At 65.3% G+C, this 25753-nt stretch carries 28 protein-coding genes; 13 read left to right on the forward strand and 15 right to left on the reverse strand.

The genetic code is table 11. The features are described from left to right. Window positions 1-204: 204 nt before the first annotated feature. Window positions 205-1266 carry a DUF655 domain-containing protein gene (locus FHS31_RS00005; protein ID WP_341786248.1) on the forward strand — a complete coding sequence of 354 codons (1062 nt, stop codon included), beginning with the start codon at window positions 205-207 and terminating at the stop codon, window positions 1264-1266. Window positions 1267-1280: 14 nt separating this feature from the next. Next, entirely contained in the window at window positions 1281-1655 is a 375-nt protein-coding gene (locus tag FHS31_RS00010) for a DUF1801 domain-containing protein (protein WP_167070890.1), read from the forward strand. 31 nt (window positions 1656-1686) lie between these two features. Here the strand turns inward: FHS31_RS00010 and FHS31_RS00015 are convergent, their stop codons facing one another. Then, on the reverse strand, window positions 1687-2130 hold the full coding sequence (locus tag FHS31_RS00015; RefSeq protein WP_167070891.1) for a type II 3-dehydroquinate dehydratase: 444 nt from the start codon (window positions 2128-2130) through the stop codon (window positions 1687-1689). 153 nt (window positions 2131-2283) lie between these two features. Between FHS31_RS00015 and FHS31_RS00020 the strand changes: the two genes are divergently transcribed. Together FHS31_RS00020 and FHS31_RS00025 are read left to right on the forward strand one after the other, a co-directional pair. Then, on the forward strand, window positions 2284-3522 hold the full coding sequence (locus FHS31_RS00020; protein WP_167070892.1) for a L,D-transpeptidase family protein: 1239 nt from the start codon (window positions 2284-2286) through the stop codon (window positions 3520-3522). 62 nt (window positions 3523-3584) lie between these two features. After that, window positions 3585-5240: a M28 family metallopeptidase gene (locus FHS31_RS00025; RefSeq protein WP_167070893.1), complete on the forward strand. Its 1656-nt coding sequence runs from the start codon at window positions 3585-3587 to the stop codon at window positions 5238-5240. A gap of 36 nt (window positions 5241-5276) precedes the next feature. Here the strand turns inward: FHS31_RS00025 and FHS31_RS00030 are convergent, their stop codons facing one another. After that, window positions 5277-6350 (reverse strand): PA0069 family radical SAM protein, encoded by a 1074-nt coding sequence (locus FHS31_RS00030; protein WP_167070894.1) that lies wholly within the window; start codon window positions 6348-6350, stop codon window positions 5277-5279. A 59-nt stretch (window positions 6351-6409) separates the two neighbouring features. Further along, a complete protein-coding gene (locus FHS31_RS00035) occupies window positions 6410-7585 on the reverse strand; it encodes an acyltransferase family protein (protein WP_167070895.1) in 1176 nt (391 codons plus the stop codon). 100 nt (window positions 7586-7685) lie between these two features. Here FHS31_RS00035 and ispG point away from each other — a divergent pair, with 100 nt between their 5' ends. The 8 genes from ispG (at window position 7686) to FHS31_RS00075 (ending at window position 12975) form a co-directional block, all read left to right on the forward strand. Then, window positions 7686-8813, forward strand: a complete 1128-nt coding sequence (gene ispG / locus FHS31_RS00040; protein WP_167070896.1) for a flavodoxin-dependent (E)-4-hydroxy-3-methylbut-2-enyl-diphosphate synthase — start codon at window positions 7686-7688, stop codon at window positions 8811-8813. A 78-nt stretch (window positions 8814-8891) separates the two neighbouring features. After that, the gene (locus FHS31_RS00045; RefSeq protein WP_167070897.1) at window positions 8892-9179 is read left to right on the forward strand and encodes an AbrB/MazE/SpoVT family DNA-binding domain-containing protein; all 288 of its coding nucleotides are present in this window, start codon (window positions 8892-8894) and stop codon (window positions 9177-9179) included. Continuing rightward, entirely contained in the window at window positions 9179-9562 is a 384-nt protein-coding gene (locus tag FHS31_RS00050; protein ID WP_167070898.1) for a PIN domain-containing protein, read from the forward strand. The genes FHS31_RS00045 and FHS31_RS00050 overlap by 1 nt, the downstream gene beginning before the upstream one ends. A gap of 2 nt (window positions 9563-9564) precedes the next feature. Continuing rightward, window positions 9565-10455 carry a DMT family transporter gene (locus tag FHS31_RS00055; RefSeq protein WP_243843180.1) on the forward strand — a complete coding sequence of 297 codons (891 nt, stop codon included), beginning with the start codon at window positions 9565-9567 and terminating at the stop codon, window positions 10453-10455. Beyond that, window positions 10452-10928: a GNAT family N-acetyltransferase gene (locus FHS31_RS00060; RefSeq protein ID WP_167070900.1), complete on the forward strand. Its 477-nt coding sequence runs from the start codon at window positions 10452-10454 to the stop codon at window positions 10926-10928. Before FHS31_RS00055 ends, FHS31_RS00060 begins: the two co-directional genes overlap by 4 nt. Next, on the forward strand, window positions 10925-11737 hold the full coding sequence (locus FHS31_RS00065; protein WP_167070901.1) for an ATP-binding protein: 813 nt from the start codon (window positions 10925-10927) through the stop codon (window positions 11735-11737). The genes FHS31_RS00060 and FHS31_RS00065 overlap by 4 nt, the downstream gene beginning before the upstream one ends. Window positions 11738-11803: 66 nt before the next feature. After that, window positions 11804-12394 carry a glutathione binding-like protein gene (locus tag FHS31_RS00070; RefSeq protein WP_167070902.1) on the forward strand — a complete coding sequence of 197 codons (591 nt, stop codon included), beginning with the start codon at window positions 11804-11806 and terminating at the stop codon, window positions 12392-12394. A gap of 53 nt (window positions 12395-12447) precedes the next feature. After that, window positions 12448-12975, forward strand: a complete 528-nt coding sequence (locus tag FHS31_RS00075; RefSeq protein ID WP_167070903.1) for a DedA family protein — start codon at window positions 12448-12450, stop codon at window positions 12973-12975. Between the two features lie 44 nt (window positions 12976-13019). On the opposite strand, the gene FHS31_RS00080 is transcribed toward FHS31_RS00075, so the two are convergent. From FHS31_RS00080 to FHS31_RS00090, 3 genes are read right to left on the reverse strand one after another with little or no spacing between them, the layout of a single operon-like run. Further along, window positions 13020-13907: an alpha/beta fold hydrolase gene (locus FHS31_RS00080; RefSeq protein ID WP_243843181.1), complete on the reverse strand. Its 888-nt coding sequence runs from the start codon at window positions 13905-13907 to the stop codon at window positions 13020-13022. Continuing rightward, window positions 13904-15808 carry an ABC-F family ATP-binding cassette domain-containing protein gene (locus tag FHS31_RS00085; protein ID WP_167070904.1) on the reverse strand — a complete coding sequence of 635 codons (1905 nt, stop codon included), beginning with the start codon at window positions 15806-15808 and terminating at the stop codon, window positions 13904-13906. Before FHS31_RS00085 ends, FHS31_RS00080 begins: the two co-directional genes overlap by 4 nt. Window positions 15809-15868: 60 nt before the next feature. Next, the gene (locus FHS31_RS00090) at window positions 15869-16945 is read right to left on the reverse strand and encodes an alpha/beta hydrolase (protein ID WP_167070905.1); all 1077 of its coding nucleotides are present in this window, start codon (window positions 16943-16945) and stop codon (window positions 15869-15871) included. Between FHS31_RS00090 and phaR the strand changes: the two genes are divergently transcribed. After that, a complete protein-coding gene (gene phaR / locus FHS31_RS00095) occupies window positions 16944-17507 on the forward strand; it encodes a polyhydroxyalkanoate synthesis repressor PhaR (RefSeq protein WP_167070906.1) in 564 nt (187 codons plus the stop codon). The two genes, FHS31_RS00090 and phaR, sit on opposite strands and share 2 nt — an antisense overlap. On the opposite strand, the gene FHS31_RS00100 is transcribed toward phaR, so the two are convergent. The 9 genes from FHS31_RS00100 to FHS31_RS00140 all read right to left on the reverse strand — a co-directional run bounded on the left by FHS31_RS00100 (window position 17508) and on the right by FHS31_RS00140 (window position 25650). Continuing rightward, window positions 17508-18902: a glycosyltransferase family 39 protein gene (locus FHS31_RS00100; protein WP_167070907.1), complete on the reverse strand. Its 1395-nt coding sequence runs from the start codon at window positions 18900-18902 to the stop codon at window positions 17508-17510. Between the two features lie 89 nt (window positions 18903-18991). Further along, on the reverse strand, window positions 18992-20458 hold the full coding sequence (locus FHS31_RS00105; RefSeq protein ID WP_167070908.1) for an ArnT family glycosyltransferase: 1467 nt from the start codon (window positions 20456-20458) through the stop codon (window positions 18992-18994). Beyond that, entirely contained in the window at window positions 20455-21939 is a 1485-nt protein-coding gene (locus FHS31_RS00110) for a glycosyltransferase family protein (RefSeq protein ID WP_167070909.1), read from the reverse strand. The genes FHS31_RS00105 and FHS31_RS00110 overlap by 4 nt, the downstream gene beginning before the upstream one ends. Window positions 21940-22122: 183 nt before the next feature. Beyond that, window positions 22123-22770: a ribosome biogenesis GTP-binding protein YihA/YsxC gene (yihA, locus tag FHS31_RS00115; protein WP_167070910.1), complete on the reverse strand. Its 648-nt coding sequence runs from the start codon at window positions 22768-22770 to the stop codon at window positions 22123-22125. After that, window positions 22767-24470, reverse strand: coding sequence for a membrane protein insertase YidC (gene yidC, locus FHS31_RS00120; RefSeq protein ID WP_167070911.1), 1704 nt, complete (start codon window positions 24468-24470; stop codon window positions 22767-22769). The genes yihA and yidC overlap by 4 nt, the downstream gene beginning before the upstream one ends. 22 nt (window positions 24471-24492) lie before the next feature. Then, window positions 24493-24711: a membrane protein insertion efficiency factor YidD gene (gene yidD / locus FHS31_RS00125; RefSeq protein ID WP_167070912.1), complete on the reverse strand. Its 219-nt coding sequence runs from the start codon at window positions 24709-24711 to the stop codon at window positions 24493-24495. After that, window positions 24708-25070 carry a ribonuclease P protein component gene (gene rnpA / locus FHS31_RS00130; protein ID WP_243843182.1) on the reverse strand — a complete coding sequence of 121 codons (363 nt, stop codon included), beginning with the start codon at window positions 25068-25070 and terminating at the stop codon, window positions 24708-24710. The genes yidD and rnpA overlap by 4 nt, the downstream gene beginning before the upstream one ends. A gap of 74 nt (window positions 25071-25144) precedes the next feature. Further along, window positions 25145-25279 carry a 50S ribosomal protein L34 gene (gene rpmH / locus FHS31_RS00135; protein WP_167070914.1) on the reverse strand — a complete coding sequence of 45 codons (135 nt, stop codon included), beginning with the start codon at window positions 25277-25279 and terminating at the stop codon, window positions 25145-25147. 104 nt (window positions 25280-25383) lie between these two features. Continuing rightward, entirely contained in the window at window positions 25384-25650 is a 267-nt protein-coding gene (locus FHS31_RS00140; RefSeq protein WP_167070915.1) for a hypothetical protein, read from the reverse strand. Window positions 25651-25753: the final 103 nt, after the last annotated feature.

A 25753-nucleotide genomic window follows, 5' to 3' on the forward strand; every position in this document is an offset into this window, starting at 1 on the left:
CCCTCACATCTCTCTCTCCAACCACTCTACCCCCCCCCGCCGTGCCCGACTTTGGTGGCGGGGGGGGGGGGGCGCCCCCCCCCCCCCCGGGGGGGGGGGGGGGGGGGGGGGGCCCCCCAGTCCGCCAGGCCAGTAGAGCTCGCGCGAGATCCCGCGGGCATCCCCCACCCCAACCCCTCCCCTGAAGGGGAGGGGCTATATGCGGTGCGGTACGCGCTCGGCGCGCTCAAGGGCGTGGGCGAGAAGGCGATGGAGCAGCTTGTCGAAGAGCGTGCGGCCAAGGGCCCGTTCAAGAGCCTTGAGGATTTCGCCGAGCGGGTCGATCCGCAGGCGCTCAACCGCCGCCAGCTCGAAAGCCTTGCGGCGGGCGGCGCGTTCGATGCGATCGAGGGTGATCGCGCCGCGGTCCACGCCGCTGCCGAGACGATCCTCGCCGAAGCCGCTAAGGCGCACGATCAGCGCACGAGCGGTCAGGGCGGGCTGTTCGGCGGCCCCGGCGACGGCAATCACGCGCACATCCGCCTGCCCAAGGATGTGCGCTGGTCGGTCGCCGAGCGGATGGCGGCGGAAAAGGAGGCGTTCGGCTTCTATTTCTCCGCGCACCCCACCGATCGCTATCGTCACGCCGCGCAGGCCGACGGCGCGCGCAGCTATGCGGCGGTCTCCGCGATGGCCGTTCCGGAGCCCGAGCGCGACGAGCGCGGCCGCCCGACCAGCCGCCCCACCGCCAAGATCGCAGCGCTGATCGAAGAAGCGCGCTGGCGCACCTCGGCACGCGGCAACCGCTATCTGCTCGCCACCTGCTCGGATGCGACCGGCCAGTTCATCGTCAGCATCTTCGATGATGCGGCAACGGAGGAGATCGAGAAAGCGGCCAAGGCGGGCCAATGCCTGCTGCTGACCTGCGAGCTCGACAAGCGGCCGGGCGAGGAGACGCCGCGCCTGACGGTGCGCAATTCCCGCCCGTTGGAAGGCCTCGCCGCCTCGGCACGGCTCAAGATGACGATCCGGATCGCCGATGCCGGCGCGCCCGCGATCCTCGCGCCGATCCTCGGCGATGCGCGCGGCGGGCGGGGTGAGATCGAATTGATCATGCCGGCCTTAGCGGGCGAGGCGCGGCTGGCGATCGGCGGCGGCTTCCAGGTCGATGCCGATCTCGCCGCGTCGATCGAGCATCTGCCGGGTGTGGTGGAGGTGCTGCTTGGGCCGGTGGCGGAGATAGACAGCCGTCCCCGCGAGAAGGCCAAGCTCTACGCGGTGAAGTGACGGAGGGCGCGCGAATGGCCGAGCTTACAGCTGCGGAGCATATCGATGCACGCATCGCGGAACTGGGTGGCTGGCGTGGCGAGACATTGGCGCGGGTGCGGGCAATCGTTCACGAGGCGGTGCCCGATATCGTCGAAGGCTGGAAATGGCTGGGTGTGCCGACCTTCGAGAAGGGCGGGATCCTGTTCACGGGCGAGACGTACAAGAAGGTCGTCAAACTCACCTTCGCCAAGGGTGCTTCGCTGCCCGATCCCGATGGGTTGTTCAACTCCAGCCTGGACGGCAACGTCCGCCGCGCGATCGATATTAGCGAGGATGAAATGGTCGATGCCGGGGCGCTGCGGGCGCTGATCCTTGCGGCGGTCGAGGCGAACACGAAAAAGCTTTGATCGGTTCGCGGCGTCGCCGGGTGCCCGGCGGTTATGCGCCCCGCAGCTTCCGGATGTGCTTCACCGCCAGCAGATAGCCGTGCGTGCCGAGGCCGCTGATGATGCCGGTCGCCGCCGCGGTCATGATCGAATTGGCGCGCCAGGCTTCGTCGCGGCGGTGGATGTTGCTGATGTGGACCTCGATGATCGGGCAATCGCACATCTTGAGCGCGTCATAGATCGGATAGCCGGCATAGCTGAAGGCGGCGGGATTGAGGATCAGGCCGGCGGCGCCGGTGCGCGCTTCCTGGATCCAATCGATCATCTCATGTTCGGCGTTGGTCTGGTGGAAACGCAGCGCCAGGCCGGCGGCCTCTGCTTCGGCGCGGCAGGCCGCTTCGATATCGGCCAATGTCTCGCGGCCATAAATCTCCGGCTCACGCACGCCCAGCAGGTTGAGATTGGGTCCGTTAAGAATGAACAGAGTCTGCGCCATCGGGCTCCCTCGCTTGCCGCTGGCGCCTCTAGCAGATGTTTCGGCTGGACGCACGAAAGGCTGAACCCGAAATAAAGTTGTTGACAAGCGTCCGACTACGGATCGCCCGCGCCCGAAGAGTGTTTAACCTGGGTAAGTATCGGGAGCGTAGCGATGGTAAAGGTGGATGGCGTTGCAGCCTTTGGGCTGCGCGGGTTTCTTCTTGCGTCCGCAGCATTTGCGACGACCGGCGCAACCGATCTGCCGCCGTCTTCGAACGCGACCTCGGCGGTTGCGCAAGTGCCGGTTTCGGCGCCGATCGAAGCGGCCTGGTCGGTGGCCAGCGCCAGGCAGTTGCTGAGCGCGATCGAAGGGGCGCCGGCCGAGGGCCTGCATAGCTCCGACTATAATCCCGATGGTCTGCGCGCCGCGATCGATGCGGGCGCCGGGCCGGATCTCGATCGGGTCGCTCAAGCGGCGGCCTTAACTCTGGCCCATGATTATTATTTCGGCAGGGTCGGCGATCGCGAAGCCTTCGATTGGCATATCGAACGGTCCGCCTATGAAATGGCGGGCCTTTCGGCGCGGCTCGATCAGGCCGTCGCCGCGCACAAGGTCGGCCCGTTTCTTGCGAGCTTGCTACCCACCGATGCCCGCTATGCGGCGCTCCGCGATGCCCTGGCCGATGCCCATGGCGCCGACCGCGACCGTATCCGCGCCAATATGGAGCGCTGGCGCTGGATGCCGCGCGATCTGGGCAGCGATTATCTCTACGTGAACGTTCCGAGCTATCGCCTCCGCGTCGTGCAGGACGGTGAGGCGACGTCCACCTACACGGTCGTCGTCGGAGCGCCCGCCACGCCGACGCCGCAGATGGTGAGCCCTGCGACCTCTCTGGTGGTAAACCCGTGGTGGAACGTGCCGCAGAGCATCATCCGCAAGGAAAATATGCGGCCCGGCAAGGCGGGCTTCGTCTATGCCTCCGCCAATGGCCAGGCGAGCTTTCGTCAGCCGCCGGGGCCGCGCAATGCGCTCGGCAAGATCAAGTTCAACCTCATCAACGATCAGGCGATCTACCTGCATGATACGCCGGCCAAGGCGGGGTTCGCGCGTGATCAGCGCGATCTGAGCCATGGCTGCGTGCGCGTGAAGGATATCGCCGGTCTGGCATCCGAGCTGATGCGGGACGGCGGCGACGATGGCGAGCTTCAGGACGCGCTCGGCCAGAGCAAGACCGCCACGGTGATGCTGCCGAAACGGTGGCCGGTCTATCTGGTCTATTTCACCATGGACCGCGGCGACGATGGCGATCTCGTGACCTATGGCGATCCTTATGATCGCGATGCCAAGCTGATCGCGCAGCTTGACGGCGTGCCGGACCGCAACGCGGGCATGCAGATCGCCTCAAACTGACCGCTTGCCGTAACGGCGGCGCGCCGCCATCCTCGTCAGCAACGGCAGGGAGCGCGCGGGGCATGAAAGCTTGGTTGGGGGGAGCCGCGATTGCGGCGGTTGCGGCATCCTGGGCGGCAGCGCAGACACCGCCCGCGATCGATGCCGCATCGATCTCGCAGGATATCAAAACGCTGTCCTCGGATGACTTCGAAGGCCGAGGGCCCGCGACGCGGGGCGAGACCAAGACGATCAGCTTTGTTGCGCAGCGGATGCACGAGGCCGGGCTCGTTCCCGCGGGCGATCCGCTCCCCGATGGCAAGCATGGCTGGCTGCAAAACGTGCCGCTGCTCCGATCCGAGATCCTCGGCCAGCCCGAGATGGCGATGATGATCGGCGGCGAGCGGCGGATCCTGACCCAGGGCGCGGAGATCGCCGTGCGCGCGCCGATGGACGGCACGACCCATATCGCGCTGGCGGGCGCACCGTTGGTCTTCGTCGGCTACGGCGTCACCGCGCCCGAGAAGAAGTGGGACGATTTCAAGGGCCTGGACTTGCACGGCAAGATCATCGTCGTGCTGATCAACGATCCCGATTACGAAACCGGGCAGGGTGATTTCGGTGGCAAGGCGATGACCTATTATGGCCGCTGGACCTACAAATATGAGGAAGCCGCGCGGCGCGGGGCGGCGGGGGTGCTCGTCGTGCATGAAAGCGGCCCGGCGTCCTACGGATGGAATACGGTCAAGAATTCCAACACCAATGCGCAATTCGATATCGTCCGCGATAGGCCCGCCGAGGCGCACACGCCGTTCGAGAGCTGGATCCAACGCGATCTGGCGGTCGATCTCTTCAAGGCCTCGGGCCTCGATTTTGATGCGGTGAAGAAGCAGGCACAGACGCGCGCCTTCACGCCGATCCCGCTGAAGGCGACGCTGTCGGTGCTGCTGGATGCCGATGTCCGCAAGATCGTCTCGCACAATGTGCTGGGTATGGTGCCCGGCACCAAGCATCCCGACGAGACCTTGATCTATTCGGCGCATTGGGATCATCTCGGCATCGGCGCGCCCGATGCGAAGGGCGATAAGATCTATAATGGCGCGGTGGACAATGCCTCCGGCACGGCGGCGTTGATCGCCATCGCGCACGCCTTCGCCACGGCGCCCAAGCCGCAGCGATCCGTCGTCTTCCTATCGCTGACAGCGGAGGAAAAGGGGCTGCTGGGCAGCGAATATTATGCGACGCATCCCGTCTATCCGCTCGGCAAGACGGTGGGTGTGATCAATATGGATGGGATCAACGTCGCCGGCCCGGCGCGCAACTTCACCATCTCCGGTTCGGCCAAGCTCGGTCTGCTCGACGATCTGATCGCGGAAGGGACCAGGGCGGGCCGCACCTTCACGCCCGAACCGCATCCCGAAGCGGGCAGCTTCTACCGCTCCGATCATTTCTCCTTCGCCAAGCAGGGCGTGCCGGCGATCAGCTTCAAGAGCGGCAACGATCTGGTCGAAGGCGGCACCGCGCGGGGCGAGGCTTTGGCGGCCGATTACACCAAGACCCGCTACCACCAGCCTGCCGACGAATGGAGCGCCGACTGGAATTTGGCGGGTGCGGTGCAGGATCTGACCTTACTGTTCGATCTGGGCGAGCGGCTGGCCAATGCGCGTGAGTGGCCGGAGTGGGCGGCGGGTGCGGAGTTCAAGGCCAAGCGGGACGAGACAAAGGGGGAGCGGAAGTGAGCTAAAGCCCCTCCCCTGAAGGGAGGGGCTAAGCGCTTACAGCAACCGCATCTGATCCCCCTCGGGCGGCCTGAACAAATCCGTCCGCAGCGCCAGCCGCTCCTTGTTCAAACCCAGCCTCCGCGTCGCGATTTGGAAGCGGGTGCGGAGCAGGTCCGCCCATGGCCCCTGGCCTTTCATGCGCGTGAAGAAATCGGGATCATTGTCCCGGCCTCCCCGGATCGATTGGATCGTGGCCATCACTTTGGCGGCGCGATCGGGATAGTGTGCGTCCAGCCAGGCGCGGAACAGCGGCGCGACCTCGTGCGGCAGGCGGACGGGCAAGAAGAAAGCGCCGCGCGCGCCGGCCTTAGCGGCGGCCTCCAGGATATGCTCCATCTCATGATCGGTGATCTGCGGCACGATCGGCGCGATCGAGACGTGGACCGGCACCTTGGCCTCTGTGAGCTTACGCACCGCCGCGAGCCTTTTGGCCGGACGGGTCGCGCGCGGCTCCAAAGTGCGTGCGATCGCCGGATCGATGGTCGGGATCGACAGGACCACGGCTGCGAGACCCCTGGCGGCCATCGGCGCGATGAGATCGAGATCGCTCAGCACGCGATCGGATTTGGTGGTGATGGTGAACGGATGGCGGCACTCCGCCAACACCTCCAGGCAGGCGCGGGTGATCCGCCACTGGCCCTCGATCGGCTGATAGGGATCGGTGTTGGTGCCGAACGCGATCGGCTTTGCCACATAGCCACGCGCGGCGAGCTCCTTGCGCAACAGGATCGGCGCATCGGGCTTGGCGAAGAGCTTGGTCTCGAAATCGAGGCCGGGGGAGAGATCGTGGAAGGCGTGCGTCGGCCGCGCGAAGCAATAGATGCAGCCATGCTCACAGCCGCGATAGGGGTTGATCGAGCGATCGAACGGCACATCGGGCGAGGCGTTGCAGGTGAGGATCGTCTTCGGCCGCTCGATCGTGACGGTCGTGCGGAGCGGCGTCGGCCCGCCGTCGACAGCCTCGGCCTGATCGAGCCAATCGCCATCCGCCTCGCGCGCCTGCAGGTTGAAACGCTGCGGCGTCTCGTTGCGGGTGGCGCCGCGGCCGGGACGAGGAGGCGAATCCATCGTACCAGTATCGCGCAGGCAAAAGAACACATCAAGAACAATCACTGGTAGGCAGCATATCAGGCTGGAGCTGCCCTCAGCTCCAAGCCCCGTTTCCCGATCCGTTTCAACCCGATCAACGGCCGCAGCCAATCGATCCGCCGGCCGATGAGGTAGAAGGCCCAGCACCCCGCGATCGTGCCCGCCACCATGATCAGGAAGGCCACGAACAGGTTGAGGCCGGTGCCGATCAGCGCATAGCCCAGCAGCACGATCACCGTCTGGTGGACGAGGTAGAAGGGGAACACCGCTTCGGCCAGCGTGTGCCGCCAGCGGTGATCGCGGTTGGCATAGGTTTCGGCGATGCCGATCAGCGCCACCGTCGCCCCGAAGCTCTCGATCGCGCGCGCGGTCCACAGCAGCGGGCGCAGGGCATCGGGCAAGGGCTCGGGGCCGGGATGGATCAGTTCCAGCGTCGCCAGCACCGCATAGCCGCCGATTGCCAAAGCCGCTGCGGGCTTCCATGCGCGCACCATGCTCGCCATCAGCCTGTCCGAATTGCGCAGCAGCACGCCGAACAGGAACATGCCGCCATAATGGGCATGGGCACTCCAATCGATCAGCGGATCGTGCGCATCCTCCCAGCCGGGGATCAGCCGCCCACGCACCCAGAAAACGAAGAAGATGCCGACAATCAGCAACTGCGGCCCGGCGAACAGCCGCTCACCGGCGCGGAACAAGGCCCGCTTCCACTTGGCGGGCAAGGTCTGCCCGGCGGCGAGCACGGCGGTGTAGAGCAGCAGATAGACGACGAACCAGAGGTGCATCCAATTGGGCAGGGGAACGCTGTCCAGCGTACGGAAGCTGAAATAGTCCTGGGTGAGGAACGTCCAGAAGTCGCCCGCATAGCCGCGCTGGGTGACGATCTGCACCCATGGCTGGACCGGCACGATGACGAGGATTCCGAACAGCAAAGGCAGGCCGAGACGCAGCAGCCGTTGCTTGAAGAACGCCCCCGCGCTCTCGCTGCGCGCCAGCAAAGCGGCGCTGGCATAGCCTGAAACGACGAAGAGCAGCGCCAGCCGCCATGGGCTGGTCAGCTGCATCAGCACGCTCACCCAATCGAGCTGGGCGAGCTTCACATGATAGTCCCACGGCACGAAGGTCATGCCGATATGGTAGAGGATGAGCAGCTGGAAGGCGCCGATCCGCAGCCAATCCATGCCGTAATGGCGATTTTTGCTGCTGCGCTGCATCACCATCGCTTTTGCCAAGGGTAGGGCTTTGTGCAAGCCGGATGCGGTCATCCGTTGCGTCTGCCTTTCATCCGTCACGGCGCGGCGCTATATGCGGCGCATGTCCATACGCCCTTGGCGCGATATCACGCGCCGCCCTTCACGCCAGATCATGGTCGGCAACGTCCCCGTCGGCGGCGATGCGCCGATCACGGTGCAGACGATGACCAACACGCCGACCGAGGATGTGCGCGCCACCGTCGACCAGATCCGCCGCTGCGAAGAGGCGGGGGCGGACATCATCCGCGTTTCCTGCCCGGACGAGGCATCGACCGCGGGCCTCAAGCAGATCGTCCGCGCCGCCAAGGTGCCGATCGTGGCGGACATCCATTTCCACTATAAACGCGCGCTGGAGGCGGCGGACGCGGGCGCGGCCTGTCTGCGGATCAATCCCGGCAACATCGGCAGCGAACAGCGCGTGGCGGAAGTCGTCCGTGCCGCCAAGGCCAATGGCTGCGCGATCCGGATCGGGGTCAATGCCGGCAGCCTCGAAAAGGATCTGCTCGAAAAATATGGCGAGCCGTGTCCGGAGGCTCTCGTCGAAAGCGCGCTCGATCATATCAAGTTGCTGCAGGATCAGGATTTCCACGAATATAAGGTGGCGGTGAAGGCGTCCGATATCTTCCTGGCGGTCGCTGCCTATCAGCAGCTGGCGGAAGCGGTGGATTGTCCCTTGCACCTCGGCATCACCGAAGCCGGCGGGCTGATCGGCGGCACGGTCAAATCCTCGATCGGCATGGGCAGCCTGCTGTGGTTCGGGATCGGCGACACGATCCGCGTCTCGCTCTCGGCCGAGCCCGAGGAGGAAGTGCGCGTCGGCTTCGAGATGCTGAAGGCGCTCGGACTGCGCCAGCGCGGCGTCCGCGTCATCTCCTGTCCCAGTTGCGCGCGGCAGGGCTTCGACGTCATCCGCACGGTTGAGAAGCTGGAGCAGCGGCTCCAGCATATCCGCGTGCCGATGTCGCTGTCGGTGCTCGGCTGCGTCGTCAACGGCCCCGGCGAAGCGCGCGAGACCGATATCGGCCTCACCGGCGGCGGCAACGGCAAGCATATGGTCTATCTCTCGGGCGTCACCGATCATACCGTGCAGGATGAGGATATGATCGAGCATATCGTCAAGCTGGTCGAGGCCAAGGCGGTGGAGATCGAGGCGGCGAGCGCGGTGGCGGAGCCCGTCGCCGCGGAGTGAGAGGAAGTCCCCAAGTCCAGAAGTAAGGTAGCGCGCTTTCAGGTCTCGTGTTAAACACTCGGACCTGGAGGCGATCTTATGACCTATCAAGCCAAGGTTATCGCGGGCGGCAAGATCGTCATACCCGCCGAGCTTCGTCGCGAGATCGGGATCAAGGATGGGGATTCCCTCATCATCGAACGCGATGAGAGCGGTCACCTCGTTCTCAAAACCTACCGGCAAGTCACGCAGGAGGTGCAGGCTTTCTTTCGCAAGGCAGTGGGCGGGCCGAACGGAAGTGCCGTCGATGAGCTTATCGCCGAGCGGCAGGCAGAAGCGGCTCGGGACGACATTGCGCACAAGGATTGGGCAGCAAAAGGCGGCTGATGACGGTTGTGATTGATGCATCCGCGCTCTTGGCGTTTTTCTTCGATGAGCCCGGCGGCGAGGTAATGCTGGAGCAAGCCCGAAACGCCCCAGTTTCGACCGTAAATTTGTTCGAGGCTGCTGCGAAGGCCAGGTACTATAAGGGGCTGGCGCCCGATGAGGTGACAGACCAACTGCTGCGGCTCGGCATCCGATTTGCAGCGTTCGAGCAGGAGCAGGCGATTCTAGCTGCGACTCTTCCGGCAAAAATCGGGAAACGCTCCTTATCGATGGCTGACCGGGCGTGTCTCTCGCTGGCCATGCACCGCAGCCTTCCCATTTTGACGGGCGACCGCGTATGGGCCGAGCTCGATCTGGACGTCACGATCCAGCTCATTCGCTAACCTTGGATCGCGCGATCTCCACCCCCGTCGCCTTCGCGGCTGCATGCTTGGGCATCGCGGTCTATTCCGCGATGGACGTCACCATGAAGCTGCTGACGCTCGCGTCCGGCGTCTATTGCGCACTCTTGTGGCGATCGGTGGTGGGGACGATCCTTTCGGGCGGCGTGTATCTGGCGCGGCGGCCGGCCTGGCCGACACGGGCGGCAATGCGGCTGCATATCGAGCGCGGATTGATCGTCACCGCGATGGCGATGCTCTTTTTCTGGGGACTGGCGCGGGTGCCGATGGCGCAGGCGATCGCGCTGTGCTTCATCGCGCCGCTGCTCGCGCTGGGGCTGGCCGTAGTACTGCTCAAGGAGCGGATCGGGCGCGATGTGCTGGGCGCATCGGCGATCGCCTTCGCGGGCGTGCTCGTCGTCGCGGTCAGTACGGCGCGATCGGGGCAGAGCGAGCAGGCGCTGTACGGCACGCTGGCCGTGCTCTGCGCGGCGCTCTGCTATGCCTACAACATCATCCTGATGCGGCGGCAGGGGGCGCATTCGGATGCGATCGAGGTCGCCTTCTTTCAGAATGGCGTAATGGCGGCGGTGCTGCTTTGTGCCGCGCCCTGGCTGGGCGCCTGGCCATTGCCAAGCCAGTGGCCGATCGCCATCGGGGGCGCCATGTTCGCCACGATCGCCAACATTCTCCTCGCCTGGGCCTATAGCCAGGCGCCGGCCAATCGCATGGCGCCTTCGGAATATACCGGCTTTCTGTGGGCGAGCCTCTTCGGATGGGCGTTCTTCCATGAGTCCGTCCGCGCGGTGACGCTGGGCGGCGCGGCGCTGATCATCGCCGGTTGCCTGATCGCCGCGCGGCGCACGGCGGCCGAGCCGATGGAAGCGGCGCTGTGAGCGTTGCAGTTCGCCGCGCGGCGCCGGGGGACGAGGCGGCGATCCTCCGCCTGATCCGGCACCTCGCCACCTACGAGCGCCAGCCCGATGCGGTGGAGGCCACCGAGGACAGCCTGCGCGAGACGCTGTTCACGGAGGGCGCGCAGGTGTTCGCGCATGTCGCCGAACGGCAGGGTGCGATCGTCGGCATCGCGGTGTGGTTCCTCAATTATTCCACCTGGACGGGACGCTCCGGGATCTATCTCGAAGATCTGGTGGTGGACGAAAGCGTGCGTGGATCGGGGGCGGGGCGCGCCTTGTTCGAGGAATTGGGACGCGAGGCGCGGCGGCTCGGCGCCAAGCGGATCGATTGGGCGGTGCTCGATTGGAATGCACCGGCGATGGCCTTCTATCGCGCTATAGGCGGCCGGCCGCAAAGCGGCTGGGAGCCGTGGCGGATCGATGGCGCGGCACTGGAGGCGCTCGGGGCATGAGCGAGGAACTGCTCACCCGCATCGCCGCCGCGCTGGAGCGGCTTTCGCCCTCGCCGCCGGAGTCGGCCGATCCGCTCGCGCATCCGGCTTATGTCTGGGATGGCGTGCTGCAGGCTGCGCGGCAATTCGCGCCCGTGCCGATCGATCTGCTCGCCGGGATCGATGCGCAGAAGGGCGTGCTGGTCGAAAATCTGCGGCGCTTGGCGGCGGGCCTTCCCGCGCATGACGCCTTGCTTTGGGGCGCGCGCGGCACGGGCAAGTCGGCGCTCGTCAAGGCGGCGGTCGGCGCGGTGCAGACTGATGGCGGCGGACTCGCGCTGGTCGAGGCTGAGGGCCATATGTTGGAAAGCCTGCCCCGGCTGTTCGCCCTGCTTGCGCCCGCGGAACGCGCCTTCGCGGTCTTCATCGACGATCTTGGGTTCGACGAGGGCGGCGAGGGGCCGCGGCGGCTGCGGTCGCTGCTGGAGGGCGGGGCCGAGGCGCGTCCCGCCAACGTCCGCCTGTTCGTTACCGCCAACCGCCGCCATATCGTGCCGCGCGAAATGGCCGAGCAGCAGGACGCGATTTCGGCGCGCGATGTGATGGACGATAAATTGGCGCTCGCCGATCGCTTTGGGCTGAGCCTTGGCTTCCACATGATCGATCAGCCGACCTATGTCGCAATCGTTGCGGGTTATGCCGAAGCGCACGGACTGGCCTTCGATCCGCAGGAGGCGATCGCCTGGGCGACGACGCGCGGCAGCCGATCGGGGCGGGTGGCGTGGCAATATGTCGTCGAACTCGCCGGGCGGCAGCGAAAGAGGCTCTAGCCGTTTCGGTCTTTTGGGAGCCGAGCCCGGGCTTCGGGCGTTTCTCCAGCCAAGGAGAAACAAGCCATGAAGCTCTATTTTGCGCCGGGCGCGTGCAGCCTGGCGGATCATATCGCGCTCAATGAAGCCGAGATCGCGCACGACCGCATCAAGGTCGATCTCAAGGCGCATCAGACCGAGGACGGCCGCGATTATTATGCGGTGAACCCCAAGGGCTATGTTCCCGCGCTGGAGCTGGACGACGGCCAGATCCTCACCGAGAATATCGCGATCCTGATCTACATCGCCGAGACTGTCGGGCGGATGCTGCCTGCACGCGGCATCGAACGCTATCGCGCGCTGGAGATGCTGGCGTTCATTTCCACCGAATTGCACAAGAATTACAAGGCCTTCTACAATCCCGTCGCCAGCGATGCCGAGAAGGATGAGGCGCATGCGACGCTGGCCAAGCGTTTCGCCTTCGTCGGCGAAAAGCTCAACGGCAACCGCTTCCTGCTTGGCGATCTCATCAGCGTCGCCGATTGCTATCTGTTCGTGATGCTGCTGTGGGCGCGCAAGTTTGAGGTGGAACTGCCGCCGTCTTTGCTGTCTTACTTCGATCGGATGCGCGATCGTCCGTCCATTTTGAAATCGCTGAAAGAGGAAGGGCTGAGCTGAGCGTCGAACAACTCCTTCAGCATTGGGGCGTCGCAGCCGTTTTCGTCGGTGCGATGGCGGAAGGGGAAAGCTTCGTGCTGGCCGGCGGCGCGCTTTCGCAGCGAGGGATGTTTCCGGCGTGGCAAGTGGCGCTGGCGGCGTTCGGCGGATCGACCACTATGGATCAGACCTGCTTCGCGCTCGGCCGCTGGTTTCGCGATTGGCGCTGGGTGCGGGCGGTGCGCGAGAAGCGCGCGCTCAAGACCGCGCTAGGCTTCGTCGAGCGGCATCCTAACGGCTATATCCTGGCCTTCCGCTATCTCTATGGGCTCCGGATCGTCAGCCCGCTGGCGATCGGGCTGACCAAGATCGGCTGGCTGCGCTTCATGGCGCTCAATACGTTTTCGGCGGCGGTGTGGGCGGTGGCCTTTACCGCGCTCGGCGTGTTCGCGGGCGATGCGATCGACAAGATGTTCGGCCGCGTGCATTCCGGTCTCGTGCTGCTACTGATCATCCTCGTGCTGGCGGGCGCGAGCAGCGCGCTGGTGCATCATGTGGTCGCTAAGCGGACGGCTAAGGATACGAAAGCGGCTGAAGCCTGAGCGTGGCCAATTGGCAATCCTCCCCCTGGCGGGGAAGGATAAGTTCAAGCGTCCAAGAACGCTTCCAGATCGGTGACGAAGCTTTCGAAGCGATCGTGGTGCATCCAGTGCCCGGCGCCTTCGTAGCTGGTGACGCTGGCCTGCTTGAAGAAAGCGGCGCGACCGTCCTCGCCCGGGTGGCGCGCGAAGCTGTCCGCGCCGTGGACCAGCCACACGGGGCAATCGATAGTGTGCCAGAGTTCGTGCAGTTCGTCGTCGGTAACGCCACCGGGGAGGCCCGAGCGGACATAATTGTCGAACTTCCAGCTATACGAACCATCCTCGTTGCGGCTGACGCCGTGGACGGTGAGGTGCAGCGCCTGCTCGGCTGAGAGATGCTTATTCTCCTGCTGCATCCGCGCGCAGGCCTCGGCGATCGTCGCATAGCGGCGCGCCATCCGCGCGCTCAGCGCGCGGCGTTCATCGATCCAATCGCGCCACAGCTCACCGACGGGCTGGGTCGATCGGTGATCGAGCGGGGAGATGCCCAGACCTTCCATCGCGGCGAGTTTGCGCACCTTGTCGGGGTAGACGCCCGCATAACGCAGCGTGATCGCGCCGCCGAGTGAATGACCGACCATGCAGATCGGGCCATCGCTGGTCTGGTGGATCAGCTGCGCCAGATCGGCGACATAATAGCCCATCGCATAGCTGCCGTCGGGCGACCAGGCGCTGTCGCCATGCCCGCGCAGATCGGGGCAGATGATATGCCATTTGTGGCGAAGGCGGCGGGCAACCCAATCCCAGTTGCGCGCATGATCGCGCCCGCCGTGTACCAGTACCAGCAAAGGCGCATCGGAATTGCCCCAATCGACGAAGTTCAACGCCAGACGCTGCGAAACGAAGCGATGGGATGTGGGTCCGAGACCTTCCAGCTTTGCCTCCTCAATCAACCCAGCGTCTCGGCCATTTCGGCCAGCTTCAGCCACCGCGTCTCAGCTTCTTCCTTGCGGCGGCGCGCGGTTTCGATGCCGGTCATGAGCCCCTGGAAGCGTTTCGGATCGCGCGTGTAAAGTTCGGGATCGGCAAGCGCGGCCTCATCCCGGGCGATGGCGGCTTCGATCTTCTCGATTTCCTTGGGCAGCAGTTCGAGATCACGCTGATCGATGTAGGTGAGCTTGCGCTTCGGCGCCGCGGGCGCGGGGGCGTCGTTCGTGCGCCGCTGGCTGATCTCATCGGTCTTGGGCGCCTTGCGGCCATCCTTGGTGGGCGCGCGCTGGCGGACCCAATCGGCGTAGCCGCCGGCGACGACATCTACCTTGCCGCTGCCATCGAGGCCCAGCGTCACGGTCACGGTGCGGTCGAGGAAATCGCGATCGTGGCTGACGATCAGCACCGTGCCATCATAATCGGCGATCACATCCTGCAGCAGATCGAGCGTTTCGAGATCGAGATCGTTGGTCGGCTCGTCGAGCACCAGCAGGTTGGACGGGCGCGCGAATTCGCGGGCGAGCAGCAACCGCGAGCGTTCGCCGCCCGAAAGCGTGCCGACCAGAGCATCGACCATGCCGGGATCGAACAGAAATTCCTTGAGATAGCCCGCGACATGCTTGCGCGCGCCCAACACATCGATCCAGTCGCCGCCGTCGGCGAGGATGTCGCGTAGGCGCTTGTCGGGCTCCATGCGGCTGCGCTGCTGATCGATGATCACCGGGTTGAGCGTTTTCGAGAGGCGGATCCGGCCTTCGTCGGGCGCGAGTTCGCCGGTGAGCAGCTTGAGCAAGGTCGATTTGCCCGCGCCGTTGGCGCCGACGATGCCGATCCGATCGCGGCGGGTGACGCGGAAGGTGAAGTCCCGGATGATGGTGCGTTCGGCTGCCCCATCCCCCGTCCGCCCTGAGCTTGTCGAAGGGCCGTCCTTCTTATCGCCAGCCGAAGAAAAGGACGGTGCTTCGACAGGCTCAGCACGAACGGTTTGGGGAAACCGCTTGGTCACGCCCTCGGCATCGATCACCACCTTGGTGTTGCTGCTATCGCTGGCGGTGACGAGCTTCGCGGCCCCCTGCGGCGCCTGCATCGCGGCGCGGGTGGCGCGCATTTCCATCAGCTTGGCCTTGCGGCCTTCATTGCGCGCGCGCCGCGCGGTGACGCCGCGCAGCAGCCAATGCTCTTCGAGGCGCAGCTTGGCGTCGAGCCGGGCGGCGTTGCGCTCTTCCTCTGCGTAGACCGCCTCGGTCCAGGCTTCGAAGCCGCCGAAGCCGACTTCCTTGCGCCGGATCTGGCCGCGATCCAGCCACAGCGTCTGCTTGGTCAGGCGGGTGAGGAAGGTGCGATCGTGGCTGATGACGACGAAGGCGCCGCCGAAGCGGCCAAGCCAGCTCTCGATCCATTCGATCGCCGCGAGATCGAGGTGGTTGGTCGGCTCGTCGAGCAGGAGCACGTCGGGGTCCATCGCCAGCGCGCGCGCGATCGCGGCACGGCGCCGCTCGCCGCCCGATGCGGTCCCGGCTTCGCGGCCAAGATCGATGCCGAGCTGATCGGCGATCGCCTCCACCTCATAGGATTGCGGCGCATCCTCGCCCGAAAGCGCATAATCGCGCAGGGTGGCGAAGCTTCTGAGATCGGGCTCCTGCTCCAGCAGCACGACCTTGGTGCCGGGGACGATCGTGCGGCGGCCCTCATCGGCATCAATCCTGCCGCCGAGCAGCTTGAGCAGCGTGGTCTTGCCCGCGCCGTTGCGGCCGATCAGCGCCAGCCGATCGCGCGGCTGGATGAAGATATCGAGGTGGCGGAACAGCCAGCCGGAACCCTGCACGACGCCAAGGTCTTCAAACGCGAGGATGGGAGCGGCCATGCGGGTGCAGCTAGGGGGTGTCGCGCGGCCCCGCAACCGCCGGATTGCGCCACGGGCAGATCAGGCGTGCGCCTCGATCCACGCCGCCAACGGCTCCCACAGGGTTTCGCGCGCGCGGCTACCGACAATCATGCCGACATGGCCGAGATCCAGCGAGAGCCGCTCGCCCACGCCCGACGCGGTCGCGGCGGGGACGATGCGATCATTCTCCGAGATGATTTCCAGCATCGGCGCGCGCAACCCCGCAGGATCGATCACTTTGCCATCGATCCGCCATTCGCCGCGTCCGGGCTCCTGCCGCTCGATCATCCCTTCGAACAAGTGCCGCGCGGCGCCCAGCGTCAGGGGCGGGCCGCCGTTCGCCCAATCCTCGACGCCAACGAAATGGGCGACCGCGCCCGCGTCATCGGCGACCTCGGCAAGCCGCGCATATTTGGCGATCGTGCGTGCGGGATCGAGCTTCCAGAAGCCGGCCTGCAGGATCTCGATCGGCAGCAGCCCGGTGGCCTCCGCAGCCTCTTGCGCAGCGAGCCAGAGCGTCAGCATCTCGGTCTGGGAGTTTTCGGGATAACCCGCAAAATCCCACGGCGCGGCAATGGTCACGAGGCCGTGGACGGGCGTGAGCGCAGCGGCGGCGATCGCCATCGTGCCGCCCAGGCAATAGCCGACCATTAGTGGTGGCTCATCCAGGCCGTTCAGTAGCGGCAGCAGCAGGCGCCGGACATGGCCACCGATATCGCAATCGCGTTCATCGGCCTCGGGCGGGCCCCAATCGACCAGCAAGGCGCGCAGCCCCCGCGCCGCCAGCCAGCGCATCAAGGAGCGATCGGCATCGAGATCGAGAATCTCCGGTCCGTTGATGATCGAGGGGATGAACACGATCGGTCGCCCCTCGCCGCCGAAGCCCCACAAGCGCGCGCGGCCGTGCTGGGCGACGATCTCGCGCCGCATCGCCGCGGCGCGCGGCGCCCGCTGGTAGACCCGCACCCCCGCCAGCACGGCGGCGACGCGCGCGGGATCGTCGCCATATTCGCTGCGCAGCATGTGCAGGAACAAGGGAAGCGGCTTGGGCCGCAGTTCGTGTTGCGGTGCATCATGATCTGATGCTAACGTGTTGGACGAAGAGAGGGATGTCATGGCGAAGGCTTCGAACGGCGGTGTGGTCATTATCAAGAAGTACGCCAACCGGCGGCTCTATAATACCGAAAGCTCCAGCTACATCACTCTCGAGTTCCTCGCGCAGATGACGCGCGAAGGCCGCGAATTCAAGGTCGTGGACGCCAAGACCGAAGAGGACATCACGCACAACGTCCTCACCCAGATCATCATGGAAGAAGAAAATCGCGGCCAGACGATGCTGCCCGTGGGTTTCCTGCGCGAGCTGATCTCGCTCTATGGCGATTCGATGCAGGCGATGGTGCCGCAATATCTCGAAGCCTCGATGGAGGCATTCCGCACCAACCAGACCCAGTTCCGCCAGGCGATGCAGGGCGCGTTCGCGGGCGGCCCCTTCGCCGAGCTCGCCAAGCGCAACATGGATATGATGGAGGCCGCGGCGCAGGCGTTCAAGCTCAAGCAGGGAACGCCGGCGAAGGCTCCCCCTACCTCGGCGCCGGCACCGGCGAAGCAGGACGATCTTGCCGCGCTCAAGGAGCAGATGGCGGCGCTTCAGGCCAGGCTGGACAAGCTGAGCGACTGATCAGCGGCTAACATAGACCGCGATCGGGCGGTCTTCGTAGAGTACCGTGCCCTTGAGCCGATAGGATCGCGCGATCCCCGCACGCAGAATGGCGACGGCGGCGCTGTTGCTTTCCATTACCAACGGCGCGACAAGTACCAGCGGTCTCGCCGCGATCAGGCGGCGCATTTCTGCGGTGGGATCGACGCCGATCGCGGGCGCCTCCACCGCCGACATCAGATGTGTCGGGAAAGCCCAGCGGCTGGCAAAGCAGGCGTGGGTCAGATGGTACAGGATCGGCGGCCCGTCGAACATCTGCATGCAGCCGCGATCGACCTGCGATGGCACGAGCGCCGCGAGCGATGTGGTCATCGCCTGCGCTTCCACCCGATCTTTATCGTTCGGCCAGCCGCTCGCGGAGAACGGAGACCACAGCGCCAACGTGGCCAGTGCCGTTCCGATCGGCTGTCGCCGGAAGATCGGTGCCCCGCCGATCGAGAGCGGCAGGTAAACCGGCAGTAGATAGTGGTAGAAAAAGGCGCCTACACACAGGAAACCCAGCACGGCCGCTACCAGCCATCCGAGCAGAAAAAGCCGCCACTGCCGTATTTGCGGATCGCTTTCCTTTCGCAGCTGCCACCAGGATGCTGCGCAGCATGCGCCGAGCACGAGACTGAGCTGGAAATCCACCATCAGGCGGTTAGGGCCGCCGGGTGTCGTGTCGCGCAGGCCGATTGACTGGAAATTGGCAAACCAAAATTCATGCGCGGCGCCAAGATACGCGAAAACGCTGAACGCGATCATCGTCGGCAGTATCGCCGCGAAAGCACAGGTCAGCACCAACATAACGGTTGCAGCTCGCGGGTTACGCTTGTGCGCCTGCCACGTCAGGACGAGGCCGAAAAACAAGCCTTCGATCGCGGCGGTATATTTTATCTGAATGGCGAGGCCAACAAGCGCCATCGCGCCGATCGCCTGTCCATTAAAGCGCTGCGCATCCTCAGCCCGCAACGCACGCAGAACGAGCGCTGCACCTCCCGCCATTGGCAGATTGTAAAAAACCGGCGCCTGCCCGCCATCGCCGCCTACTGTGCCGATCCACAGCAGATAGGAGAGGCCCGCCACGATCGCCGGCCATTCCCCCGCAATGTTGCGGACGATGCGGCTGACGACCCATGCCGTCGCCGCGGCGACGGCGGTTGCGACCAGCTGATACTGCACGATCCCAACTCCGCCGAGCAGACGGATCGCGGCATAGATCGCGAAGACGCCCGGCGATTTGCGGTCCCAGATGTCTAGATACAAGAGTTGGCCGTGCAGCAGGCGATCCCCGACCAACAAATAGAATTGTTCGTCCACCTCGATCGCGGGGTTGCCGAGTTGCGTCATGCGCAACAGCAAGGCGGCCGCCAGCATAAGGAGCCCCGTGGCCCAGGGCGATGGCCGCGTCACTGCGCCGGCCAAGTGAAATGTCTGTGCGAAAGGGCGTTGTAGGGCAGGAGCGGTCATTCGATCCTCCGCCGGAAGACCTGGATGTTGCGCTCGTCCACCCAGCTTTGACCGACGAGGCGATAGTGCGCCGCCAGCCCTGCGCGCATCAGCGCAAAGGTCGCCGGGTTGGGCGGACGTGTATAGACGTCGCTGATGGTGATGATTTCGGGACGCACTGCTAGGATGCGCCGGACCTCGCGCTGCGGATCGATGCCGATCGCATGTGCCTCGATCGCGGCACTTAGATGATCGGGAAAGATAAAGCGGCTGACAGTGCAGGCATTGGTGAGGTGGTAGAGGATCGGCGGCCCGTCGAACATCTGCATGCAGCCCTGCGCGACAGTGGCGGGTATTAGCGCGCCAAGCGCGGCCATCTGGCGTTGCGAGTGCAACGTCGCCGCGCGCCCGTGCCAATCGATCTGGCTGATAGGTATCCATGCGCAAAAGGTGGCGAGGACGAGGCCGAGAGGACGGCGACGGAAAGCCGGGGCGACGGCGGCGGTCAGCGGGATAAATAGGGGCAGCAGATAATGCGCATAGAGCAGACCCAGCGAAGCGACGCCGACGCAGGCTGCTCCGCACCAGCCGATCATGAACAACTGCCAACGTCGCGCCGCCGGATCGCGCCACAGCGTCCAAAGGCTCACCGCCAAGCAGAGCATGAAGGGAAGCAGCCACAGCGCGACGGTGGCGACGTGGCTGCGGCTGTCGGCAGCGGGCGTCTCGCCGCGCAGGAAGATCGAGGTGAAATTGGCAAACCAGAAATCGTGCAGATGCGCCATCGCCGCATAGGCGCCGAGCGCGAGCAGGGTTGGGGCAAGCGCGGTTGTGGCGAGCAGAATAATCTCGATCGATGCGCGGGCGGCGTCGCGGCGTAACGCGCGATATGCAACTACGAGGCCGAAGTAGGCTCCTTCGAACAACACAGTATATTTGATCTGGATGGCGATGCCGATCAGCCCCATTGCGGCAAAGCTTCGGGATCGCGCGAAGTGATCCTCGGGCTGCAGAAGCAGCACCGCCGCTGCCGCGACAGGCAGGCCATAGAAGACCTGCGCCTGTCCGCCGCCTCCCTCGGCAACCTCCAGCCAAAGCAGGTAGAGAATGCTGGAGAGAATCGCGGCGGTGTCGCTTGCTACGCGACGGCCGATTGCGAAGATGCAGAGCATGGTGCCGATCGCGCAAGTCGTTGCCAGCAGCTGATAGGCCACGAACCCTTGCCCGAAGAGCGCCGCAAAAGCATAGATCAGGAACAGCCCGATCGGTTTGCGGTCCCAGATATCGACATAGGGTAGCGCGCCGTGAAGCAGCCGATCGCCGACCAGAAGATAGAATTGCTCATCGATCTTGAAGGCCGGATCGCCGAAGTGCGGCAGCCGGATCGCCAGCGCCACAGCGGGCAGCAGCACGGACGCATAGGTCCGGGGCAGCGAGATCCGCAGCGGGCGAGTGGGTAACGGCAAGGCGGCGGTGGCCGTCACTGATCGGTCCGCACCAACATGCGGTTGATCTCGAACACCGATCGGATGGCGGCGCATCGGCCGGGGCGGATGAAGAGGCACAATGGCGGGTCGCCGGCAGCAGAGGCGGCGCACTTCCCGAGGACAAATCCCGGCGGGACGGGGGAAGCGGCGGGCGCGATGATGCGATTGAAACCTGTGGCGTCGCGGAGCAGCATTGCAGCCTCGTCCGGGCGGTAGGCGTAGATCGGAACGGCGCGATGCAAATAGGCGTAACCGCCGCCCTTGGAGAAGGGCGTGGCGAGCGTCGCTAGGCCGCATAGTCCCGGATCATCGTGAAGGCTGGTATACAGATCGGGACCGCGTGCATCGAAATCGCGGTAAGTGCCGACGCGGCCGCTCGCCGCCAGCGATGCCGACGCGCCCGTCCACAGCAAAAGCGCCATCGCGGTCGCAAGGCGAGCGCGTTCCGGCCAGCGGCGCGCCGCCACCGCCACGAGATCGCCCGTGCCGATGGCGGCGAGGAGGAGCAGGATCGCCTGCGTCAGCAGGATGAAGCGATATTCCTTATGGTCGATCGCCATATGCAGCCCGAGATTGACCAGCGCGGCCGCGCAAAGCGCCGGTTGCCGTCGCGCACCGATCGCCGCCATCGTCAGCATCGGCAGCGCCCATCCGCCCAGCGCGCCCGCGATCCCCGAGAGATAGGCCGTGGGCGGCGAGGTGCCATAGATCGCAGCGCGATCGTGCAGCAGGTTCTGCCTGACATATTCGATCGCCCAGCCGAACGGCGGCTGTCGCATCGCCAGATCGATAGTGACCGAGGCAAGCGCGGCGGCCGCCATGCCGATCACGAAGGCTTTCCACATCGCCCGGCGCCGAAGCATCAGGACCAGCAAGATCGCGACGGCGGGCGCGTGCTGCAACCGCAGGATCACGCCGAGCCCGAGCATTGCACCTGCAAGGACGTAGAGGCGCGCAGAAGACCGTCGGGTGATCAGCGCCGCCGCAGGCAGGATCAGCGCAATCGAGGCGGTTTCGCTAAGGATGTGGGGAGCGAGAAAGATGAACTCGCCCCAGATCGCGGCGATTACGGCGGCGATCAGCCCGTGTCGTCGCCCGATCCGGGCACCGAAACTCCACGCCGTCCAGACGATCGTCAGCGACAGGCAGGCGGCGAGCGCGCGTGGCAGCAGCAGATAGGCGAGGCTATCCGGCGCGATCCGATCCCCCAGCGCCATCGGAACGGCGACGGTCAGCGGCAGCAGCCAGCTGCGCATCCCGTAACGATATTCCCACGGCACCACGCCCTGGCCGAAGACCAGTCGATGCGCCTGCTCCAGATATTGGAACAGCTCGTCCGGATGATAGAGGCCGGCGAAAGGCGCCATCGCCAGCCGCAGCGCCAGCGCCAGGCCGAAGATCGCCAGCAGTGGCCCGTCCACCGCGATGCGCGCAGGCGCGGCAGGATGCGCAGCGCGCGGCAGGATGCGGGTGGCCATCCGCCCCGCGCTAGTCGGTTATGGTTAATCCTTCCCTAGCGCAGATCCTCCCCTGGAAGGGGAGGGGGACCGACCGCAGCATGGTGGAGGGGTGTCCCGCTATCGAAAGGGTGACACCCCTCCGTCATCGCTACGCGATGCCACCTCCCCTTGCAGGGGAGGATCAAATTGAGGCCGGCACGCCTAGCGCACCGCCTCCAGCACCGCCGCCCGCAGCTCAGCGATCCCGCCGCCCTTCTCGCTCGATGTGGCGAGGATTTCGGGGTGTGCGGCGGCGTGTTTGCGGGCTTCGGTGGCGACGGCGGCGCTGACCTTTTCCAGCTCGCTCGCCTTGACCTTGTCGGTCTTGGTAAGGACGATGCGGTAGGAGACCGCCGCCTTGTCCAGCATCTCGATCATCTCGAGATCGACCGGCTTGATGCCGTGGCGGCTGTCGATCAGCACCAGCGCGCGCTTGAGCGTCGGGCGGCCGCGCAGGAAATCGTTGACCAGGAAACGCCACTTCCGCACCAGATCCTTGGGCGCTTCGGCGAAGCCATAGCCCGGCATATCTACCAGCCGCATCGTGGCGGGCTCGCCTACCTCGAAGAAGTTGAGTTCCTGCGTGCGGCCCGGCGTGTTCGATGTGCGCGCCAAGCTGTTGCGGTTGGTCAGCGCGTTGAGCAGCGAGGATTTGCCGACGTTCGATCGGCCCGCGAACGCCACTTCGGGCAGATCGGGCGCGGGCAAATGCTCCAGCCCCGGCGCCGATTTGAGGAAGGTGATCGGCCCAGAAAACAGCTTCCGAGCGGCTTCGGTCAGCTCGGCCTGCTGCGCCTCTTCCTCGGTCACGGTTTCACAGGATCCTTCATCCCCGGCGTGCGCGCATAGAGGATGCGCTGCTGGCCGAGCGTGAGCAGGTTGTTCGCGACATAATAGAGTTGCAGTCCGGCCGCGAGCGGCGCGAAGAACAGCATCATCATCCACGGCATGATCGCCATCACCTGCTGCTGCGCCGGATCGCCCGCGACCGGATTGAGCTTCATCTGCGCCCACATCGTGATGCCGAGCAGGATGGCGAGCATGCCGAGGTGGAGCATTCCCGGCGGCTGGAAGGGTAGGTAGCCGAACAGGTTGATCGGGGTCAGCGGATCGGGCGCGGACAGATCCTTGATCCACAAAGCGAAGGGCTGGTGGCGCATCTCGATCGACAGCGCGAGCACCTTGTAGAGCGCAATGAAGATCGGCATCTGGATGAAGATCGGCAGGCAGCCCGCCATCGGATTGGCCTTTTCGCTCTTGTAGAGCGCCATCATCTCCTGCTGCAGGCGGGGCTTATCGTCTTTGTAGCGGTCCTGCAGCGCCTTCATCTTGGGCTGGAGAACGCGCATCTTCCCCATCGAGGCGAACTGCTTCTGCGCAACAGGGAAGAGGATCGCGCGGATGATGATCGTCAGGCAGATGATCGCCACGCCGAAATTGCCGATGTGCACGAACAGCCAATCGAGCAGGTAGAAGATCGGCTTTTCGAACCACACGAACCAGCCCCAATCGATCGCGCGATCGAACTGCGGGACGCCGGCATCCTGATAGGCATCGAGGACGCGGACCTCCTTGGCGCCCGCGAAGAAGCGCTGCTCGGTCGTCTGGCTCTTGCCGGCGGCGATCGTGATTGTCGGGGCGGCGGCATCGGCCTGGTAACGGCCCGAACCATCGGCGCGGAAACCCGCGTCGGCAGAGACATTCTGCGCAGGGATGATCGCGGTCTGCCAATATTTATCGCCGAAGCCGATCCAGCCGCCGGTCGTCTGGAAGCGTTGGCCGGCGGCGCCCGCGCTATCGAGATCCTTGAAGCCCACCGAATAATTGGTCGCGCCGTTGAAGGTGCCGATCGGGCCGGTGTGCATCGTCCAGCTCGACGGATCCTTGGAGATGCCGACACGGCTGATCAGGCCATAGGGGCGGAGCGTCAACGGGGCAGGGCCGGTGTTGGTCACCGTCTGCGTGACGGTGAACATATAATTCTGATCGACCGCGAACTTCAGCTGGAAGCGCTGGCCTTTGCCATTGTCCCAGCTCAGCGTCACTGGCTTGGCGGGGGTGAGGGTGGTGCCGTCGGCGGTCCATACGGTATCGCCATTGGGCAGCGCGGCATTGTCGCCACTCCATCCGAAGCCGGCGAAATAAGCGTCCTGCGTGCCGCCGGGCGAAAGCAGGCGGACCGGCGGGCTATCCTTGGTGATCGTTTCGCGGTGGCCGAGCAGCACCAGATCGTCGATCCGCGCGCCCTTCAATGCGATCGAACCGGCGATGCGAGGGGTGGCGATGGCGATGCGGGGTGATTCGCGCAACACGATCGCGCGATCGCGGATCGTGTTGGCGCTATCCTGCGCAGCCTCCGGCTTGGGCAGGGCGACCTGCTTGCCCTTGACGATCTCGGTAGCGGGCGGATTCGCGACCGGCGGCAGATAGCGCTTCGACAGGAAGCCCCAGCCGATGATCACGAGCGCCGAGAGAGCGATCGCCAGGATGAAGTTGCGCGAATTTTCCACGAGAGGATTTCAGCCTTGAACTTTAGGGCACCGGATCATGGCCGCACCCGCCCCAGGGGTTGCAGCGCAGCAGTCGTTTCAGCGCCAGCCAACCGCCAGCGAGCGCCCCATAGCGCGACAAAGCCTCGATCGCATAGGCCGAGCATGACGGTTCATAGCGACAGCTGGGCGGCAGGATGCGCGACGGGCCGATCTGCCAGGCGCGCGCGAGGAGGATGAAGGGCGCGGCGAGAGGGCTCATTGCTGCTGCGCGCCTTCATTGCCGCCGGTGCTCCGGCGCAGGCCGGAGCCTTGGAGTGCTGGTGGTGGCACCTGATATACAGCGCTCCGGCCTTCGCCGGAGCATTTGCGCAGGGCTTTCAGGAGTTCGGCTTTAAGATCGGCATAATCGCGCTCGTCCGCGCCATTGCGGCCGATCAGCACATGATCGGCACCGGCAACGCCCGCCTCCGGCATCACCTCCCGCGCCAATGCGCGAAAGCGGCGCTTGATTCGGTTGCGCACCACGGCGCCGCCAATCTTCTTGGTAACGGTAAAGCCCACGCCCATCGCCGGATCGTCGTCACCCCGCGGGCGCACGAGCAGGACGAAGGCGGGCATGGGCGCGCGCCGCCCCTGATTGGCGGCGAGAAACTCGGCGCGGCGGCGAAGCCCCCGCAAAACCGGCGCTTGGCTCAGGCGGAGAGCTTCTTGCGGCCCTGCGCGCGGCGGGCGGCCAGCACCTTGCGGCCACCGACAGTCGCCGAGCGCGAACGGAAGCCGTGGCGGCGCTTGCGCACGAGATTGCTGGGCTGGAACGTCCGCTTCATCTGTCTTTCCTCAAATCCACACTGCGGATCGAACCGCAACGCAAAAGGCCGCCGGGCTGCGGCGGCCGATCAATGGGGCGCGGATAGCAAAACGCGGCGCAAAGTCAATCGGCGGCAGGCGCCTTGGCGATCCGCCCGCGCGGCGCCCGCCCCCGGCGCAGCGCCTTGTCGCTCAGCCGGCCAAGCTTGGGATAGCGACGGGTGAGGCTGGCATAGCGCCGTTTGATCCAGGCTGAGTTACGGAGCAGCAGCACCAGCCCGCCCGCAAACACGAAGACACCCCCCGGCCCAGGCAAGATGCCGACCACCGGGGTCAGCAGGATCAACAGCCAGCCGAGGGCCAGCCAGACGAGGCGATAGGGGCGATCCATTGGCGATAGATGAGCGCCGCCGCCGCCCGACACAACCCGTGATGCTGAACTAGTTTCAGCATCCACCCCTCCACATGCTCTTCCGCGAGAGTTGCGCGGTGAA

It is taken from the genome of Sphingomonas vulcanisoli (assembly GCF_011761305.1).
GTDB classification, from domain to species: domain Bacteria; phylum Pseudomonadota; class Alphaproteobacteria; order Sphingomonadales; family Sphingomonadaceae; genus Sphingomonas_I; species Sphingomonas_I vulcanisoli.

What these genes read in the sequence shown, in the direction of transcription:
- FHS31_RS00010 (WP_167070890.1), top strand. Translation starts at nt 1,281, where the DNA reads ATGGCCGAGCTTACAGCTGCGGAGCATATCGATGCACGCATCGCGGAA.
- FHS31_RS00015 (WP_167070891.1), bottom strand. Translation starts at nt 2,130, where the DNA reads ATGGCGCAGACTCTGTTCATTCTTAACGGACCCAATCTCAACCTGCTG.
- FHS31_RS00020 (WP_167070892.1), top strand. Translation starts at nt 2,284, where the DNA reads ATGGTAAAGGTGGATGGCGTTGCAGCCTTTGGGCTGCGCGGGTTTCTT.
- FHS31_RS00025 (WP_167070893.1), top strand. Translation starts at nt 3,585, where the DNA reads ATGAAAGCTTGGTTGGGGGGAGCCGCGATTGCGGCGGTTGCGGCATCC.
- FHS31_RS00030 (WP_167070894.1), bottom strand. Translation starts at nt 6,350, where the DNA reads ATGGATTCGCCTCCTCGTCCCGGCCGCGGCGCCACCCGCAACGAGACG.
- FHS31_RS00035 (WP_167070895.1), bottom strand. Translation starts at nt 7,585, where the DNA reads ATGCAGCGCAGCAGCAAAAATCGCCATTACGGCATGGATTGGCTGCGG.
- ispG (WP_167070896.1), top strand. Translation starts at nt 7,686, where the DNA reads ATGTCCATACGCCCTTGGCGCGATATCACGCGCCGCCCTTCACGCCAG.
- FHS31_RS00045 (WP_167070897.1), top strand. Translation starts at nt 8,892, where the DNA reads ATGACCTATCAAGCCAAGGTTATCGCGGGCGGCAAGATCGTCATACCC.
- FHS31_RS00050 (WP_167070898.1), top strand. Translation starts at nt 9,179, where the DNA reads ATGACGGTTGTGATTGATGCATCCGCGCTCTTGGCGTTTTTCTTCGAT.
- FHS31_RS00065 (WP_167070901.1), top strand. Translation starts at nt 10,925, where the DNA reads ATGAGCGAGGAACTGCTCACCCGCATCGCCGCCGCGCTGGAGCGGCTT.
- FHS31_RS00070 (WP_167070902.1), top strand. Translation starts at nt 11,804, where the DNA reads ATGAAGCTCTATTTTGCGCCGGGCGCGTGCAGCCTGGCGGATCATATC.
- FHS31_RS00075 (WP_167070903.1), top strand. Translation starts at nt 12,448, where the DNA reads ATGGCGGAAGGGGAAAGCTTCGTGCTGGCCGGCGGCGCGCTTTCGCAG.
- FHS31_RS00085 (WP_167070904.1), bottom strand. Translation starts at nt 15,808, where the DNA reads ATGGCCGCTCCCATCCTCGCGTTTGAAGACCTTGGCGTCGTGCAGGGT.
- phaR (WP_167070906.1), top strand. Translation starts at nt 16,944, where the DNA reads ATGGCGAAGGCTTCGAACGGCGGTGTGGTCATTATCAAGAAGTACGCC.
- FHS31_RS00090 (WP_167070905.1), bottom strand. Translation starts at nt 16,945, where the DNA reads ATGACATCCCTCTCTTCGTCCAACACGTTAGCATCAGATCATGATGCA.
- FHS31_RS00100 (WP_167070907.1), bottom strand. Translation starts at nt 18,902, where the DNA reads ATGCTGGCGGCCGCCTTGCTGTTGCGCATGACGCAACTCGGCAACCCC.
- FHS31_RS00110 (WP_167070909.1), bottom strand. Translation starts at nt 21,939, where the DNA reads ATGGCCACCCGCATCCTGCCGCGCGCTGCGCATCCTGCCGCGCCTGCG.
- yidD (WP_167070912.1), bottom strand. Translation starts at nt 24,711, where the DNA reads ATGAGCCCTCTCGCCGCGCCCTTCATCCTCCTCGCGCGCGCCTGGCAG.
- rnpA (WP_243843182.1), bottom strand. Translation starts at nt 25,070, where the DNA reads ATGCCCGCCTTCGTCCTGCTCGTGCGCCCGCGGGGTGACGACGATCCG.
- rpmH (WP_167070914.1), bottom strand. Translation starts at nt 25,279, where the DNA reads ATGAAGCGGACGTTCCAGCCCAGCAATCTCGTGCGCAAGCGCCGCCAC.
- FHS31_RS00140 (WP_167070915.1), bottom strand. Translation starts at nt 25,650, where the DNA reads ATGGATCGCCCCTATCGCCTCGTCTGGCTGGCCCTCGGCTGGCTGTTG.